Origin of the sequence: Aquimarina amphilecti (assembly GCF_900109375.1) — a bacterium.
In the GTDB taxonomy this organism is placed as follows: domain Bacteria; phylum Bacteroidota; class Bacteroidia; order Flavobacteriales; family Flavobacteriaceae; genus Aquimarina; species Aquimarina amphilecti.
Window position 1 is genome coordinate 104,433 of sequence record NZ_FOAB01000008.1, and the last position, 17,524, is coordinate 121,956.

14 protein-coding genes are annotated in these 17,524 nt (G+C 31.6%); 8 read left to right on the forward strand and 6 right to left on the reverse strand.

All coding sequences use genetic code 11. The features are described 5' to 3' along the window. The first annotated feature begins 78 nt into the window (after window positions 1-78). The 5 genes from BMY33_RS19770 to BMY33_RS19790 all read left to right on the forward strand — a co-directional run bounded on the left by BMY33_RS19770 (window position 79) and on the right by BMY33_RS19790 (window position 7,610). Window positions 79-1,221, forward strand: a complete 1,143-nt coding sequence (locus BMY33_RS19770; RefSeq protein ID WP_091411755.1) for an aminotransferase class V-fold PLP-dependent enzyme — start codon at window positions 79-81, stop codon at window positions 1,219-1,221. A gap of 67 nt (window positions 1,222-1,288) precedes the next feature. After that, window positions 1,289-4,654 carry a transcription-repair coupling factor gene (mfd, locus tag BMY33_RS19775; RefSeq protein ID WP_091411757.1) on the forward strand — a complete coding sequence of 1,122 codons (3,366 nt, stop codon included), beginning with the start codon at window positions 1,289-1,291 and terminating at the stop codon, window positions 4,652-4,654. A 181-nt stretch (window positions 4,655-4,835) separates the two neighbouring features. After that, on the forward strand, window positions 4,836-5,147 hold the full coding sequence (locus tag BMY33_RS19780) for a hypothetical protein (protein ID WP_091411758.1): 312 nt from the start codon (window positions 4,836-4,838) through the stop codon (window positions 5,145-5,147). Window positions 5,148-5,412: 265 nt separating this feature from the next. Further along, the gene (locus BMY33_RS19785; protein ID WP_211482415.1) at window positions 5,413-6,324 is read left to right on the forward strand and encodes a helix-turn-helix domain-containing protein; all 912 of its coding nucleotides are present in this window, start codon (window positions 5,413-5,415) and stop codon (window positions 6,322-6,324) included. 86 nt (window positions 6,325-6,410) lie between these two features. Further along, window positions 6,411-7,610, forward strand: coding sequence for a serine hydrolase domain-containing protein (locus BMY33_RS19790; protein WP_091411760.1), 1,200 nt, complete (start codon window positions 6,411-6,413; stop codon window positions 7,608-7,610). Window positions 7,611-7,782: 172 nt separating this feature from the next. Here BMY33_RS19790 and BMY33_RS23605 read toward each other — a convergent pair whose 3' ends face one another. From BMY33_RS23605 to BMY33_RS19815, 6 genes are all read right to left on the reverse strand, one after another. Continuing rightward, the gene (locus tag BMY33_RS23605) at window positions 7,783-7,953 is read right to left on the reverse strand and encodes a hypothetical protein (RefSeq protein ID WP_155839683.1); all 171 of its coding nucleotides are present in this window, start codon (window positions 7,951-7,953) and stop codon (window positions 7,783-7,785) included. A gap of 92 nt (window positions 7,954-8,045) precedes the next feature. Further along, window positions 8,046-8,966, reverse strand: a complete 921-nt coding sequence (locus BMY33_RS19795; protein WP_091411762.1) for an NHL repeat-containing protein — start codon at window positions 8,964-8,966, stop codon at window positions 8,046-8,048. Between the two features lie 79 nt (window positions 8,967-9,045). Further along, window positions 9,046-10,164 carry a helix-turn-helix domain-containing protein gene (locus BMY33_RS19800; RefSeq protein ID WP_091411764.1) on the reverse strand — a complete coding sequence of 373 codons (1,119 nt, stop codon included), beginning with the start codon at window positions 10,162-10,164 and terminating at the stop codon, window positions 9,046-9,048. Between the two features lie 89 nt (window positions 10,165-10,253). Beyond that, window positions 10,254-11,150 carry an aldo/keto reductase gene (locus BMY33_RS19805; RefSeq protein WP_091411766.1) on the reverse strand — a complete coding sequence of 299 codons (897 nt, stop codon included), beginning with the start codon at window positions 11,148-11,150 and terminating at the stop codon, window positions 10,254-10,256. Between the two features lie 27 nt (window positions 11,151-11,177). Beyond that, a complete protein-coding gene (locus BMY33_RS19810; protein WP_091411768.1) occupies window positions 11,178-11,537 on the reverse strand; it encodes a YraN family protein in 360 nt (119 codons plus the stop codon). A gap of 5 nt (window positions 11,538-11,542) precedes the next feature. Then, window positions 11,543-12,439 carry a S66 peptidase family protein gene (locus BMY33_RS19815; protein WP_091411770.1) on the reverse strand — a complete coding sequence of 299 codons (897 nt, stop codon included), beginning with the start codon at window positions 12,437-12,439 and terminating at the stop codon, window positions 11,543-11,545. A gap of 104 nt (window positions 12,440-12,543) precedes the next feature. On the opposite strand from BMY33_RS19815, the gene BMY33_RS19820 reads away from it, so the two are divergent. The 3 genes from BMY33_RS19820 to BMY33_RS19830 all read left to right on the forward strand — a co-directional run bounded on the left by BMY33_RS19820 (window position 12,544) and on the right by BMY33_RS19830 (window position 17,517). Then, the gene (locus BMY33_RS19820; protein ID WP_091411772.1) at window positions 12,544-14,088 is read left to right on the forward strand and encodes a DUF1800 domain-containing protein; all 1,545 of its coding nucleotides are present in this window, start codon (window positions 12,544-12,546) and stop codon (window positions 14,086-14,088) included. Between the two features lie 7 nt (window positions 14,089-14,095). Further along, window positions 14,096-15,721 (forward strand): DUF1501 domain-containing protein, encoded by a 1,626-nt coding sequence (locus BMY33_RS19825; RefSeq protein WP_091411774.1) that lies wholly within the window; start codon window positions 14,096-14,098, stop codon window positions 15,719-15,721. 335 nt (window positions 15,722-16,056) lie between these two features. Continuing rightward, window positions 16,057-17,517, forward strand: a complete 1,461-nt coding sequence (locus BMY33_RS19830) for a DUF1800 domain-containing protein (RefSeq protein WP_091411776.1) — start codon at window positions 16,057-16,059, stop codon at window positions 17,515-17,517. Window positions 17,518-17,524 lie beyond the last annotated feature (7 nt).

Genomic DNA, 17,524 nt, shown 5'->3' on the forward strand with positions numbered 1-17,524 from the left:
TAGTAGCTGAGTATGACTCAATTTAATATTCTAATTTGCCTAAACCTAACGCGAACCAAAAGTATAAATCACTTAATCATGCAAAACCAAAAACACCTTTTTGATCTATCTCCAGAGATAACATATTTAAACGGAGCTTATATGGCTCCACAATTAAAATCAGTTACCAAAATAGGTGTACAATCTTTACAAAAGAAATCACATCCCAATGAAATCTTACCTGAAGATTTTTTTAATGATAAAGAAATTTTAAAACAGCGTTTTGCAACATTAATTGATGCTCCAGATTATAGAAATACTGCTATTATCCCTTCCGTTTCATATGGTATTGCCAATGCTGCAAATAATATTCCTTTACAAAGTGGTGATGAAATCATCTTAGTTGATGAACAATTTCCCAGTAACGTATATATCTGGCAAGAAGTAGCTAAAATAAATAATGCCATTATCAAAGTTGTATACCCCCCAAAAGATTTTAAAGATCGTGGTAAGTTGTGGAACCAACATATTTTAGATGCTATATCACCAAATACTGCGGTTATTGCTTTGCCGCATATACATTGGGCAGATGGAACTTTGTTTGATCTAAAAGCTATCCGTGAAAAAACTAATGTGGTAAAAGCTATGTTAGTCATAGATGGTACACAAAGTGTTGGCGCATTGCCATTTTCTGTTCAGAATATTAAACCCGATGCTTTAGTTTGTGGAGGTTATAAATGGTTATTAGGTCCCTACTCTATCGGAATGGCTTATTACAGTGATGCTTTTAACAATGGAAAACCTATTGAACATAATTGGATGAATAGACACAATAGTGAGGATTTTTCTGGACTTACTAATTATGAAGATCGTTACAAAGAAAAAGCAGCTAGATATTCTGTAGGAGAATCTAGCAATTTCATATTGACGCCCATGTTGATAAACGCTATAGAGCAATTGATTGCATGGCAACCAAAAAACATTCAGGAATATGGAAAAAATATTTCTAAAGACACCGTACAAAAGCTTAGAGAATTAGGTTGTTTTATTGAAGATGACTCTTTCAGAGCACACCACCTCTTTGGCATCTACCTTCCTAATCAGATCAATTTAGAAGAACTAAAGCTTCGACTAAAAAAAGAACAAATTTTTGTTTCATTTAGAGGGAATGCTATTAGAGTTTCTTGTAATGTCTATAACTCTGAAAAAGATTTTGAAAAATTACTACTTCAATTCTCTTAATAAATCAGACGTTCTTTTTTTGGATACATTTAGATAGCTGTTATATTTGCTATAAAATCTTCGTTACGTGAGTCAAACCTTAATCACGCAAACTTTTGCACAGTCTCAGCAATTGCAGAAACTGAGAAACGCTATTGCCCAGTCCGAAAGTAAAATCCATTTGCACGGTCTTATTGGATCTTCATTATCATTTGTTATCGAAAATGCTTTTCGACAAGCGGAAAAACCTTTTTTATGTGTTTTTAACGATAAGGAAGAAGCAGCCTATTACCTAAATGATTTAGAACAATTATTGGGTGATAAAAATGTACTTTTTTATCCTGGTAGTTACCGAAGACCCTATCAAATTGAAGAAACTGACAATGCCAATGTTCTTTTAAGAGCAGAAGTATTGAATAGAATTAACTCTCGTAAAAAACCAGCACTGATCGTTACGTATCCTGATGCGTTATTCGAAAAAGTAGTGACTCGAAAAGAATTAGAAAAAAACACCTTAAAGATATCTATTGGTGACACTTTATCTTTAGATTTTGTAAATGAAGTACTATTTGAGTATCAGTTTCAGAGAGTAGATTTTGTGACTGAACCTGGTGAGTTTTCAGTACGTGGTGGAATAGTAGATGTATTCTCTTTCAGTAATGACGAGCCTTATCGTATAGAGTTTTTTGGTGATGAAGTAGATAGTATTCGGACCTTTGATGTAGAAACTCAATTATCCACGGATCAGATAAAAAAGATTACTATCATTCCTAATGTAGAGAATAAAGCTATGCAGGAAACTCGAGAAAGTTTCCTAAAATATATCGCTTCTAAAACGGTGGTTTTTGCAAAAGATATTGATCTATTGTCAACAAGAATTGATAAAAATTTTGAAAAAGCTAAAGAAGCCTTCAAAACACTTTCTGAAGACATTAAACATGGTACACCTGATGAACTATTTGCTTCTTCGGAATTAATCAAAAAACAATTATTAAATTTTACATTGGTAGAAATAGGCAATAGACCTCTTACTAAAGCTGATTATGCCATAAAATTTAACACAAAACCTCAACCCTCATTTAACAAACAGTTTGATTTACTGATTAAAAACCTTAATGAAAACCACGAAAAAGAATATAAAAACTACATCTTCTGTGTAAGCGAACAGCAAGCTAAACGATTCCACGATATTTTTGATGATGCGGACCTTGATGTTAAGCAATATGAAACAATTGTATTCTCTGTTTTTCAAGGATTTATAGACCACGATCGTAAAATAGCTTGTTACACAGACCATCAGATTTTCGAACGTTACCACAAGTTTAGTCTAAAAAGTGGATACGCCAAAAAACAAGCTATTACATTAAAAGAGCTTACTAATTTAGAAGTTGGTGATTATGTAACTCATATTGATCATGGAATAGGAAAATTCGGCGGACTCCAAAAAATAGATGTAGAAGGCAAAAAGCAGGAAGCTATCAAATTGATTTATGGAGAACGTGATGTATTATATCTAAGCATCCATTCTCTTCATAAAATTTCTAAATTCAATGGTAAAGATGGTAAACCGCCACAAATATATAAACTAGGTTCTAAGGCTTGGAAAACGTTAAAACAAAAAACAAAGGCAAGAGTAAAACATATTGCTTTCAATTTAATTCAGTTATACGCAAAAAGAAAACTTCAAAAGGGATTTCAGTACAATCCTGACAGTTATTTACAACATGAATTAGAAGCATCTTTTATATATGAAGATACACCTGATCAAAGTACTGCAACAGAAGCTGTAAAAGCTGATATGGAAAGTGAAAGACCAATGGACCGCTTAATTTGTGGTGATGTTGGTTTTGGTAAAACTGAAGTTGCCATAAGAGCTGCATTTAAAGCCGTAGATAATGGTAAACAAGTAGCCATATTAGTTCCAACTACTATTCTTGCTTTTCAGCATGCTAAAACATTTAGAGAACGACTAAAAGATTTTCCGGTAGTAGTAGATTATGTAAATCGTTTCCGTACTGCCAAACAGAAAAGAGAAACACTAGAAGATTTAGCTTCTGGAAAAGTTGATATTATTATAGGAACTCATCAATTAGTAAATAAGAATGTAAAATTTAAAGATCTTGGATTATTAGTAATCGATGAAGAACAAAAATTTGGCGTATCTGTAAAAGACAAATTGAAAACAATCAAAGAAAACGTTGATACGCTTACATTGACCGCTACACCTATCCCAAGAACATTACAATTTAGTTTAATGGCTGCAAGGGATTTATCTACGATCACTACACCTCCACCAAATCGATATCCGATTGAAACTAATGTGATTAGATTTACTGAAGAAACGATTAGAGATGCCGTGAGTTATGAAATTCAACGTGGTGGACAGGTATATTTTATTCACAACAGAATAGAAAATATTAAAGAAGTAGCTGGGATGATACAACGTCTAGTTCCTGATGCTAAAGTAGGTATTGGGCATGGACAAATGGATGGTAAAAAGCTAGAAAACTTGATGCTATCTTTTATGAATGGAGAATTTGATGTACTTGTTTCTACTACTATCGTAGAAAGTGGGTTAGATGTACCAAATGCTAATACGATTTTTATCAATAATGCTAACAATTTTGGACTTTCGGATCTACATCAGATGCGTGGCCGTGTTGGTAGAAGTAATAAAAAAGCATTTTGTTATTTTATTACTCCTCCATATTCTGCAATGACCGATGATGCAAGAAAAAGAATCACAGCATTAGAACTTAATTCGGAATTGGGTAGCGGATTTAATATCGCTATGAAAGACCTAGAAATTAGAGGTGCTGGAGATTTATTAGGAGGCGAACAAAGTGGATTTATTAATGAAATAGGTTTCGATACATACCAAAAAATACTGAATGAAGCTATAGAAGAGCTAAAGGAAAACGAGTTTGCGGAATTATACGAAGATGATAAAAAAGAAAAAGTATATCTAAAAGATACGCAGATCGATACCGATTTTGAGTTATTATTCCCTGATCATTATATCAATAATATTACAGAACGACTTAATCTCTATACTGAGCTAAATGCTATTAAAGATGAAAATGAATTACAAGCATATGAAAAACGTTTAATTGATCGATTTGGGGAATTACCTGAACAAGCAATTGATCTTTTAAACTCTGTTCGGATCAAATGGATTGCTACATCCATTGGTATCGAAAAAATCATCTTGAAACAAAACAAACTAATTGGATATTTCATAAGTGATCAGCAATCTAGTTTTTATCAAAGTCCCTCATTTACCAAAGTATTACAATTTGTGCAGAAAAATCCTGGTAAGGTTAAAATGAAGGAAAAAAATACAAGGAACGGATTAAGATTGTTACTTACTTTTGAAAATATTGATTCGGTCAATACTGGACTTAAGATTTTGCAACCTTTAAATTTTAAAACAGATGAATCAAAGGATTCTTAATTACTTCTAAAATGTAATTGTTGAAATCTGAGCTAATTCATCACAAAAGCAAAATTACCATTCATCGATATAAAAGAGTATTTCGTCGATGTTTTATTTGTGTTTGACTGTCAAAACTAATAAAAAGCCTTTTTTATTTTTAATTTCATTTCAAATTATAAGTACAAAACCAACTTAAATTATGAGACGAAAAGAGGAATTTAGTTTTTTGAAAAAGTCTTTATCAAAAGAAATAAGCATAAAAGATAAGCCGTGTATTCATAGTAGCAATGATTATAAGCTTTATGCAATTAACTATTCCAATGTAGAAATGAGGTTCGCTGAGGAATTAGAAAATTATAAAAATTATCCAGAACTCATAGACATAGACGAATTTTCTATGAATTATTCCTTTGGTTATCATTCTTATAATAACATTGATGATTTACAAAGCAAAGAAGCAATGTTTATAGAAGTTAAAAGTTATTTAAAAAACCTAAGAATGTGTGCGTAAAAAAGATTAAACCTTAAAATCTAAACGTTCTACTGATTACAAAAAGATAATTGTTTCATTGGAACAATTATTCACACCGAGAATATATCTTATTCCCAAAAAAATAGGTTTTAGCATTAGAATAATTCCTATATTTCCTATCTAAAGGAGTTTACTAAAATCCTTCGAAATCCCTATTACACTTGAAATGTCAGGTTAATGACGGGTCAAAGTCAAGTCTAAAAATTTGAGATTTTATCTCTTACAACTAATATTGCTGTATCAAATGAAAACAAGTTCTAGTAATTCTACTGCAGAGAATACTACTTCAAAAGAAACTAAAAACTTAAAAATCATGGAACAGCCAGCACTAGGTATTAAAATATCTGAATTAAGAAAATCTAAAGGACTTACCCAGGAGGAACTCGTTGAACAATGCAATATTAGTGTTAGAACTATACAACGTATTGAAGCCGGTGAAGTAACCCCAAGAAGCTATACAATAAAAACAATTCTATCTGCTCTTGACTATGACTTAGAAAAAATACAGACAGAAAATTCTAAAGTAGCCAAAGAATTTAAAAAATTATTTCTTCTTGATATCGACGATAGTAAAGAAGCTAGTTTTTTAACTCGACAATTGACTATATCTTGGATAAGTGGTATTATATATTTCATACTTGGATTTGGAGAATTTGCATTAGATTATGCAAGGTATTTTAACGATGAGATGATAGTCTCAACCACACTTTACAGTATTTTAAAATTGGTAATTCTTGCTGCAATTATTCTTTTTATGAGAGGTTTTATTCTTTCTGGTAAAATCTTTAAAAACTACTTATTAAGAATTACCGCCTTTATATTTATTTGTATGACAATTATTTTCTATACCTATGATATAATTTCTTTATATATCGGAGAACTTGATTTCACATATATTCTTGGTACCCAAGGTGTCACTTTTGGAGTTATCGGTATTCTATTAGGAATATCTATAATTAGACTTCAAAATGCTTTAGGAATGTTAGCAAAAACCACGGGTATTTTTGAAATAATCGCATATGGATGCATGGCTACGATCGTATTAGGTTTTCTTGGATATTTCTTACTCACACCTACTATCATTTTAGAAATAATTCTAGTATATAGAATTTCTGAAATGTTAAAAGCAAAACAACAAGAAACCGACCTGGAATAATATCTTTTTTATTTTAAATAGCCATTAACATCATTGAAATGATTTTCAATGACAAGATATTCTACATCTAATTCTAATCAAAAAACATGAAAAAACGTATAACAATTTGCTCAATTACTTTACTCGGGTTCGTTTTAGCATTTTATCTTTTTGAACCCATTTTTACATATATGATAGGTTGGAATAAAAGGCCCAATACTTCCAATATTATACCTATACAAACTCATAATGATCTTATACTAAACAAGGCCGATAGTCTTCTTAAAACAATCTACATAAAACTAGATGCCCCAGCCGTATCAATTGCGGTTGGTCACAATAATAAGGTCATTTGGTCTAATGCTATGGGATATCAAGATATTGAAAATAAAACCTTAGCGGATCTAACTACTAAATTTAGAATAGGAAGTACCTCAAAAGCAATTACTTCATTAGGAATAGGTGTTTTACTTCAAAAAAACAAGCTTCATTTAGATGATAAAATAAGACAATTTGTACCGTATGCAAGTGATATTCTTAAAGAATTAACTCTAAAACAATTAGCCTCCCACACGTCTGGGATTAGAAATTACGGTACTTGTTTTTGTTTTCCGATTTGGGAATATTACAACAATGATCCATACGCTAGTGTAGAAGAAAGTGTTGCTATATTTAATAATGATGAGTTATTATTTCTTCCTGGCGACAATTTTAGCTATAGCAGTTATAATTATACACTTCTTAGCGCAGTGATAGAAGAAGCTTCAGGAAAACCTTTTCCTAAATTCATGAGGGAGTCTGTTTTCGAACCATTAAATGCTACATTTATTGTAGAAGAAACTTCGGAAACTTTACAAAGTGCTGCAAAATTTTACGAAATAAATGATAATGAATACAAAAAGGTATACCCAGTAAACAACAGCAACAAATGGGCCGGAGGAGGATTTTTGGCATCTCCAACTGATCTTATTAAACTTGGGAACGCTTTTCTAAATAATAAATTATTCGATAAAAATACTACCGATCTACTAACTACACCTGTATTGGTTAACAATTCTGAAATTAACGAACAGAATTATGCTATTGGTTGGAGAAATAATACTATAGATATATTTGAAAACGGAACTGAAATAAGGGTTTGGCATCATGCAGGTATTGCTAATGGATCTATCTCCTTATTAGCATTATTTCCTGAGCATAACTTATCTATATCCATGCTAGCAAATAAAAATGGTTCATCTTCGGATTTGTTCGAAAATGTATATGCAATTGCAAAAATATTTATACCAAAAAAAATAACGAAATGAAAAACATAAAATTATAATTTTCTAAAACGACACCTTTCCTACTATTATTTTTTAATTCCTATTTCTATTCTGCCTGATACAATTGTTAATCTTATATATATTAAAAGGTCAGAATCTTAAGATTCTGACCTTTTAATATTTGAATTAGCCTTAATTTAATACCTACTGCGGACTAAAATGGTCCTCCAACAGGTCTACATAAGCATCCAGCGCAGATTAACGGATAATCACACTCGCTATCAGAATGACATTCAGAGTTTAATCCTCCTCCTCCGTTGATTGTTTGTTGTTGTTCTTTGTTTAATTGTTTTACTCCTTGCTGAGTCAAAATCGATTTTAACATGATGAATTTATTTTAAGATTAATTTGTATTGTGGGTATAAGTTACAAAATAAAAAAGAGAAAATTTCCCTGTTTCTATTTAATAATTCTAAATTAATGTTCAATACCACTTTCGATAATTCTCAAATTTTTGGTTCCAGCATCAGAAATATATAATATTTTCTGATTCTTACTAGCTAATATTCCGTTAGGGAAATTAAATGTAGCTTCAGAAACATCTCCATCCTCATTACCCAATACACTTCCTGCAAACACTTCAAAATCATTTTCTTTGTTAGGATTGATCTTATATATCTTATGTTCTCCTAATTGAGTAGCAAAAAGAAAACCTCTGGCATACGTCAAAAACCCTAAAAAATTAGCATTGGGTGCTTCTGCAGGTAACTCGGCAATAAAAGAGAGTGTACCATCTTTAAATTTGTAAATTTTTCTATCATTGAAGTTTCCAATATATGTCTCACCTCTGTTATCGAATGCAATTCCGGCTGGCCCGTTAATTGGTGATCCTTCATATAACTTAGTGATCGTATTATCTTCTGATAACAAATTGATTGTATTGGTATTATACTCTACGAACAACATATCATTGGTTCCTGGTATTCTTTTTATACCTGCCGGAGAGATTGCTGGAATACTATCTAATTGTACACCTTCTTCTGAGTATTTATAAATAGTATTCCCAAAATGATCGCAAACATAAACTTCATCATTTTTATTAATATCAATCCCATTTGGAGAAACCAAACCATCTACAAAAACGGTTACTTCTCTAGAAGGTGTCATTTTATAAACCGTATTTCCAACAAAATCGGATCCATATAAATTTCCCTTACGATCTATAGCCAATCCATCATGGAAAGAACCATCTGTCACTGTTTCTACCGTGGTTACTATATTAGGAACTTCGCCTGGCCTACAAGAAATAACCAATAGCGATAAAACAAAAAAAGAAAGAGTTACAGATGAGCATATCGCTTTCTTTACTACTGAAAAAAAATTAACTGTTCGTTTCATTTGATATAATTTTAAAGTTATACTCAAAACTGAGTCAAAAAACTTTAAAAATCGACCGAATGTATACGCTAAAACTTCTTTAAGAAGTTTGTAATGTTTTTATATAATTACTAGGCGTGTCATTCTTAATCATTTTAAAAGCCTTATTAAAAGTTGATTTCGAATTAAAACCTGAATCTAAAGACAATGCTAAAATAGTATGATTAAAATGCTCTCCTTTTTGGATTTTGGAGATAAATTCTTGAACTCTATATGTATTTACATAATCATAAAAACTACATTGATGTATATTATTAAGTAACCAAGATATATTGTTAGTAGAAGTATTAAGTTCTTTAGAAAGATCCTTTAAAGTAAGTTCATTATTTAGATATATCTTTTTATTAACCATAAGATCCTCTAAATTCTTTTTTAGTATTTCTAATTCTTCTCCATTCAACCTTTCTTTTGAAACAGTTTTTTTCTTACTAAGTGGAACCCTAAATATTTCAGGTTGCTTTAAACTAAAAAATCCAACAATATAAATAAATACGGGAATTGACATCCAAATTAGATGATAACTTATAAAATGCAACTCCTTAAATCTCATAAAATAATTAGCATAACTTATGATCCATAAAATCATAAAAACTGAAATTCCAAATAAAAAAAAACTTAGGAAGATTTGTACTTTCTGCGAATAAGAAAGGTTCGCTTTTTCTGCAGTTTTATAGATACTGAGCAAATGATATGATTTAGCAAGATATACTACATTACTTATTAAACCTACAGTCTCTACAATAAAATAAACAAAATTGAAGCCACCTTCACTTATTATAATTTGTAATTCTTCTCTAGTATAAAATAACGTCCAACTAAAAAATACTACATGAAGAAAAGCAGGAATAAAATGATACCAAGGAGTTTTATAACTCGGAGATTCATTAAAAGTCAATCTTCTTATGTATGTATATAGCAAAGGTCCAAAAATAAAAATCAATGTATCCACAAACCCTGCTATTCGGAAAAATAAAACTCCAGAAAATCTCGGATAAAATACTCTGCCTACAAGCATCAAACAGGCTATTAATAGTATAAAGGATAGGATCCTATTGGCTGGTTTATTTTTATTATGAAGTAATGAAAGAGTAATCGCAAGAAAAACTCCTTGACTAATTCCTAAGAATAATAATAAATCAACAATTCCGAATGAATCCATATAGAAGTCTAAATATTCCTTTTTTCAAATCTAATCAAATTTAAAAATTAGAAAGACCGTTTGGGTACACTCGTACTTTTTATATCAATCTATCTATGATTTTTATAAAATAATGGCTCAATAATGTTTTGAAGATAGTTAAGTTCTTCATCTGACAACTGCTCTATTTCTATAGCTTTTATACATTCTTGTAACTGATCTTTAGTTCTAAAACCAACAACAGAAGAAGTAATAGATTTATGATTTAAAACGAACTGAATTGCTATCTGTCCTATAGTCCTATCTTCTTTGGGTATTTTTCTTAATTTTTCAATAACTATTTCTAGATCAGAAGAAGTATAGCTTAAATAATTCTTTAATTGTTTCCCAGCTAATAATCCTTTTGCTAATGTACCTCTAGTCACAACACTAATCTTATTCTCTTGTAATAATTGTAAACAGGATTCTTCTGGTCTTCTATCCAAAAGACTGTACTGCATCATTACACTAGAAATTTTAGAACGCTTTACATATTCTCTTATCACGTTGGGTCTAATAGATGAAATACCATAATACCTTATTTTACCTGCTGCTTTTAACGTTTCAAAAGCATCTATCGTTTCATCAATAGGATCATCAATAGTTCCTCCGTGCAATTGATAAAGATCTATATAATCAGTTTTTAGACGAGTTAAACTCTTTTCTACAGAATTTACAATATATTTTTTACTTGGATTCCAATCCCAACCTTCTCCATTTTCTCTAGGTTGATTCCCTACTTTTGTACCGATAACAATCTTATCTCTAAAACTTTTAATTGCCTCGCCTAACATTTTTTCGTTATTACCATTTTGATATAAATCAGCAGTATCAAAATAATTGATCCCTTTATCGAAAGCCAAATGAATTAGTTCTTTTGTTTTTTCAAAATCTTCTTCAAGAGACATACAACCAAAAGATACTTCACTAATCTCTATATCTGAATTACCTAATTTTCGATACTTCATTTATTATTTATCTTATACCTGATTTTATTAAAAGTGATAAAAAGCATCTTCTAGGTGCTCAATTTTAATCCCTAATTTATTTTTTATTATTGCTACAATATCAAAACGCACCTCTTCGTTTAAATCATTTTCCTCGACGTAGTGATTAATCGCTTTTACCAATAATTGTATTTGTTTTGGTTTTACAAAATCCTGCGGATTGCCAAACTCTAGTGTGCTTCTGGTTTTCACTTCGATAACTACTATTGTATCATTTTTCTTCGCTATGATGTCAATTTCAGCCTTTAAATATCTATAATTTTGTTCTAGAATTTTATATCCATTTTTTTCTAAAAACTCAACAGCTAATTTTTCTCCTTCCTTACCAAGTAAATTATGTTCTGCCATCCTACCTACATATACTTTAAGGTTACAGATTCCTTTTTTACTTCCAAAGAAATTTCTGCTCCCATAATTAATGCTCTATTATCTTCAATGTGCCCCATAGGAAAATCAAATACTACCGGAAAACTATATTCTTGAACAATATCTAAAATAATTTCTTTAGCATTTTTCCCAAAAGAAATATTATTATCATGCATTTTTGTCATCCCTCCAACTATCAAACCAGATAACTCATCAAAATATCCATTCCGTTTTAAATTCTGCAACATTCGATCTATATGATACAAATACTCATCTAAATCCTCTATGCAAAGTATCTTCCCATTACAATCAATAGAAGATTTAGAACCACACATAGAATATAAAATTGATAAATTACCCCCGATAACCTTTCCTTTACAATTTCCTCTCTTGTTTTTTTCAAAAGAAGGAATCTTATACTCAATATCTTTACCAAATAAAGAATCATGTAAAGATTGTCTTGATTCATCAGTCCCTTTATGAATATCAACTGGCATTGCCGCATGAATTGTAGAAATTCCTAAATTATGAATATGAGCATGTAGTACCGTGATATCAGAATATCCAATAATCCACTTAGGCTTCTTTTTAAAATTAGAAAGATCCAACAAATCTATAATTCTTATAGTTCCGTAACCACCACGAGCACACCATATTGCCTTTATTTCATTATCATCTAGCATTTTCTGAAGATCCTTCCTCCTGTCTTCATCCGTTCCAGCAAACTGGTTATGTTCCAAACCAACAGTTGAGCCTATAACGGGAATCAAATTCCAGTTTTTAATAATATCTATAGCCTCTTTAATCTCTTTTTTGCTAATCTTTCTAGCGGTAGAAACGATAGCTATTTTATCTCCTTTTTTAACAAAATCAGGCTTCAACATTTCTTAAATTTTTCATTTTACGATACTAATTAACAAATGTTTTCGTTCTAAACTATTATATTACACTGAAAATCGTCCCTTAACACTAATTAAACCTATTGCCTATGATCTCTGATACTTCTTGTAACTTAGCATCGTTAGACCCCTATGTACCATCGGCGGAAAATCCTTGGAACGTAAGTAAAATAAATCACTTATACCGTAGAGTCGCTTTCGGAGCTACCAAAACACAGGTTATTGATGCCTTAAATCAAAACAATCCTTCAGCATTAGTAGATTTCTTAATTGACGAAGCAATTGCTTTAGTTCCAGGTGCCGCCCCAGAATGGGCTTTTTGGAATAGAGATCAGTTCGAAGCTGCTGAAATGGCTAATGAGGATAACGATATTAATTTTTATCAAGATGAAGGTAAAAGACAAATGATCTATGATTTCCTGCAAAATGGATTAAGAGATCGTTTAACACTATTTTGGAGCAATCATTTTGTTACAGAAGATCAATCATATAGAAGTCCCGCCTACCAATATCAATATTATAACCTTCTTCAATTTCACGCTTTAGGTGATTTCCGACAGTTTGTATATGATATAGGTATTTCTTCCGCTATGCTAGTATATCTAAATGGAGATGAAAATACCAGAGATAGACCCAATGAAAACTACGCTCGAGAATTATATGAATTATTTACTTTAGGTGTAGATAATGGATATAATGAAAATGATATTATCGAAACTGCAAAAGCCATTACTGGTTGGGTAGAAACTAATGATATCCCTTGGGGTCCTATTACATTTAATCCTGGCCAGTTTAGTAATGACACAAAAGATATTTTTGGTCAAACTGCTAATTTTGGGTATTATGGACTTGGTAGTCCTGACGATGTAATTGCACATTTATTTACTCAACGAGAAACATTGGTTGCTAATTATATTTGTGGCAAACTTTATACTTATTTCGTAAGTCCAACCTGTAATGAAGGGATTGTAGCCGAAATGGCTCAAACATTCATTACTAATAATTTTCAAATTGCCCCTGTATTAAGACAACTTTTTAAAAGTGAGCACTTTTTTGATCAAGAGGCCATTGGTGCGATTATCAAAAGTCCCATAGATTTATTTGCTACTCATTTTAAACAATTAAACTTTGAATCACCTCCTACACTTGCTTCTTTAAATTCTTTATTAGGAAGAACAACAACAATTGGCCAAGAAGTATTAAATCCAATTGATGTAGAAGGCTGGCAAGGTGATGAAGATTGGATAAGCCCTGATTATTTAATTGGTAGATGGGAAGGTGTTCAAAATATTATAAATACTTTTTATGCTCAGAATCAGACACAATTCGGGGATTTCTTAAACGGACTTCCTATTGGAACTTTAGCAGATGGGTTTGTTAATAACACATTGCAAGGAGAACAGGTTAACATCGTTGTAAAAGCGATTCTAGATTATTTTCTTCCAAGAGGATTAGAAGACCAAACTTTGTTTGATGAAGCATTAGCTATTTTCAAGGAATTCTATCCAGAGAATTATTATGAACCAGATGCAGTAGCCCCTATTCTTTGGACCTTAGATTTATCAGGAGTTCCTGATCAATTTTATGCGCTACTTAGTCATATTGATGAATTGCCTGAATTCCAACTTAAATAATAAACCTATGTGTGATACGCATCAGCCCAAAAATATAAAATCAACCTCCAAGGAAGGAGCTTGTAATCCAGACGAACATAAAAAATGGAATCGTAGATCTTTCTTACAAGCCCTTGGGCTAGTAGGTGGAGGATCTATGATGCTTGCCAATACTAATCTTACAGTTTCTAGACCTTCTCCATTATCAATGGCATTAAGTCAAGCGGAAACTGACAACATATTAATCATATGCAGATTAGGTGGAGGAAATGATGGTTATAATACCATTATCCCAGTAAACCAATATGATATTTATGCAAATGCTCGACCATTAATAAAAATTCCTCCAAGTGAATTTATTAATCTGGAAGAAAACGAATATGCAATGCCTAAACCCATGAATAAATTGGAAAATTTATGGGGTGATGGACAAATGAAGGTAGCGCATGGAGTTGGTTACGAAGATCAAACATTATCTCATTTTAGAGGAACAGATATTTGGGCAAATACCAATTTAACTGAAGAAGAACGATCAGGGTTTATGGGTAGATATTTTCAAAGATTACATCCTAGTTATATTACAGATCCACCACCAAGTCCTCCTTCTATCCAAATAGGTAGTATCGGAAATCTAATTTTTAGAGGTCCGGAAAATGATTTCTCTTTTGCTATTTCAGACCCAAGAAGATTAGAAGCTTATATTGAAAATCAAGGTTATAGTTTGGACCCTGCTCCTGATTGTACATATGGTGATCGATTAAATTTTATCAGAGAAAGTACTAACGTTACTTATACATATGCCGAGGCAATTTCTGAAGCTTTTAACAGATCTACAGATTTTGGTGGATATTTAGAAGATGATAGTTTCGCTAGACAAATGCGTATTGTTGCTCGTCTAATAAAAGGGAATCTAGGTACTAAAGTATATATGGTTACACTTGGTGGGTTTGATACTCATAACAATCAAATACAAAGACACCAGCAGTTACTAAATTCTTTTTCTGAAGGTATCAGTAATTTTTATGCAGATTTACAAGCCTCTGGATGGGATGATAAGGTATTAACCATGACTATCTCAGAGTTTGGAAGAAGATTGGTTGAGAATGGTTCTTTAGGAACTGATCACGGCACTGTTGCTCCAATGATGTTTTTTGGGACAGGACTTAACGGAAACGGTTTTATTGGAGAACATCCAGACTTACCGGATAGCCCTACAGTTGGGTTCAATGCAGAAAGCACTAATGATTTCAGGCAAATCTATTCTACTGTAATGAAAGAATGGTTATGCATAGATCCAAGTACAGTGAGTGATGCATTACTTGGAGAAGAGTTTGAATCACTAGATTTAGGCTTTACTTGTGGTGGAGTTAGTCCTAATATTCCAGGTGATGGAGAAACACTTTCTCACATTGTAACCTATGATGGAGGACAAACTTTTATAAACATAAATAATCCGGAGACCACGCATGTAGATATTACATTGTTTAATATTATTGGACAAAAAGTAGCTACTCTAAGAAATGAAATGCTTCTAGAAGGCGAACACGTGATTGATGTAAAAGAATCTTCAGGAACAAGATTAAGTACGGGTCAATATGTATACAGAATTGAAACTGGTGCAGGTGAGTTTAGTAAATCACTATTGATTTCTTAATATAGTAAAGTTATCACTTAAATATAATAAAACTCCTAAGAGGTTATATAACCTCTTAGGAGTTTTATTTTGTTCTACTATCAACTTTATATACGAAGCACTTAGCGATACAGACAAATACTAGTTAGTTAGAGACGAATACTAAAAGAGCGGGGGCAAATCTGTTTTAAATATTTAGTTTAAAATCATTTTTGTTGAAAAAAGTAATATTAATAAACAATATCAAAAATTATCATAATAATGACTAAATATTTCTTAACAAGAAACTAACTATCAGATAATTACGTTTCGATAAAAATAAATTAACGTAAATTCTTAACTAACTCAATCTATTTATGCTAACAACAAATACTTCGTGTAATGTTGCTTCATTAAACATCTATTCCCCAACTAACTCAAATCCCTGGAATAGACAAAAAGTTAATCATTTGTACAGAAGACTTGGTTTTGGTGCTACTCCAGCAATGGTAAATAGTGCACTTAATCAAAATCCTTCTGACCTAATTGATAGTCTTATTGATGAAGCTTTGAACCTAAACCCAACACCCGCGCCTGCTTGGGGTTATTGGATAAAAGATGACTTTGACGCTAGACCAGAAAACCCTTTTGAATACAGAAGAGATTGGAAAAATCAAATGGTAGCGGATATGTTTCAAAATAATCTTAGAGATCGTCTTACCCTATTTTGGAGTAATCACTTTGTAACAGAAGATAACACATATCAAAGCCCAGCATATATGTTTCAGTATTACAACTTACTACAACTCCATTCTTTAGGAAATTTTAAAGATTTCACAAGTGATATGGGGCTCTCTTCCGCTATGCTAATTTATCTAAATGGATATGAGAATACAAAAAACAGACCCAATGAAAATTACGGAAGAGAATTGTATGAACTCTTTGCACTAGGCGTAGATAATGGATATACCCAAAATGATATTGTTGAAACAGCTAGAGCATTGACTGGTTGGAACGAAAGAGAAGAGCGTTGGGGTCCAATTACCTTTGATAACAACAAATTTGACAATGATGATAAAACCATTTTTGGTCAAACGGGAAATTGGGATTATTATGATGTAATCAGAATCTTATTTGAACAAAGACCTCAACAGATAGCAGAATTTATATGTGGTAAATTCTATCGTTATTTTATTAGTCCTGCTACTAATGAAAATATTGTTAGTCAACTTGCTCAAACTCTTTTGGACAATAATTTTGAAATGGCTCCAGTATTAAGACAATTATTCAAAAGTGAACACTTTTTTGATCAAAAAAGCTTAGGTGTTCATATTAAAAGTCCAGTAGATGTACAAATCAACTTTTTTAAAGATTTAGACTTTGAATTACCTGCAGATTTTGAATTTAACAACAAAATACGCGGAGGATGTCAAGAATTAGGACAAGAATTATTAAAACCAGTTGATGTTGCTGGTTGGCAAGGAGATAAAGACTGGATAGACTCCAGCACAATCACCACACGATGGGATAGAATTGGTTGGTATGTATGGAGAGCTTGGAGACATAATGAAGAGCAATTCAGAGTAATCGGTAAGGCTATAACTGATGAAAACTCTAATGATGTTGAGTTAGTATCTCGACAGATTATGGATAATTTTTTATCCAAAGAGCTCATTAGTGCTACAGAATATAGTCAAGGTTTAGAAATTTTTAAAGATCAAGTTCCTGAAAATTATTTTGAAGATGGCACTTGGAATCTTGATTGGGAAACCGCTCCCAAACAAGTTTATAGCCTTTTACAATTTCTAATAACAATCCCTGAATTCCAACTTAAATAATAACATC

Bases quoted from the DNA above. Each gene is read 5' to 3' on its own strand.
- BMY33_RS19770 (WP_091411755.1), top strand. From the start codon at position 79: ATGCAAAACCAAAAACACCTTTTTGATCTATCTCCAGAGATAACATAT.
- BMY33_RS19780 (WP_091411758.1), top strand. From the start codon at position 4,836: ATGAGACGAAAAGAGGAATTTAGTTTTTTGAAAAAGTCTTTATCAAAA.
- BMY33_RS19785 (WP_211482415.1), top strand. From the start codon at position 5,413: ATGAAAACAAGTTCTAGTAATTCTACTGCAGAGAATACTACTTCAAAA.
- BMY33_RS19790 (WP_091411760.1), top strand. From the start codon at position 6,411: ATGAAAAAACGTATAACAATTTGCTCAATTACTTTACTCGGGTTCGTT.
- BMY33_RS23605 (WP_155839683.1), bottom strand. From the start codon at position 7,953: ATGTTAAAATCGATTTTGACTCAGCAAGGAGTAAAACAATTAAACAAA.
- BMY33_RS19795 (WP_091411762.1), bottom strand. From the start codon at position 8,966: ATGAAACGAACAGTTAATTTTTTTTCAGTAGTAAAGAAAGCGATATGC.
- BMY33_RS19800 (WP_091411764.1), bottom strand. From the start codon at position 10,164: ATGGATTCATTCGGAATTGTTGATTTATTATTATTCTTAGGAATTAGT.
- BMY33_RS19805 (WP_091411766.1), bottom strand. From the start codon at position 11,150: ATGAAGTATCGAAAATTAGGTAATTCAGATATAGAGATTAGTGAAGTA.
- BMY33_RS19810 (WP_091411768.1), bottom strand. From the start codon at position 11,537: ATGGCAGAACATAATTTACTTGGTAAGGAAGGAGAAAAATTAGCTGTT.
- BMY33_RS19815 (WP_091411770.1), bottom strand. From the start codon at position 12,439: ATGTTGAAGCCTGATTTTGTTAAAAAAGGAGATAAAATAGCTATCGTT.
- BMY33_RS19820 (WP_091411772.1), top strand. From the start codon at position 12,544: ATGATCTCTGATACTTCTTGTAACTTAGCATCGTTAGACCCCTATGTA.
- BMY33_RS19825 (WP_091411774.1), top strand. From the start codon at position 14,096: ATGTGTGATACGCATCAGCCCAAAAATATAAAATCAACCTCCAAGGAA.
- BMY33_RS19830 (WP_091411776.1), top strand. From the start codon at position 16,057: ATGCTAACAACAAATACTTCGTGTAATGTTGCTTCATTAAACATCTAT.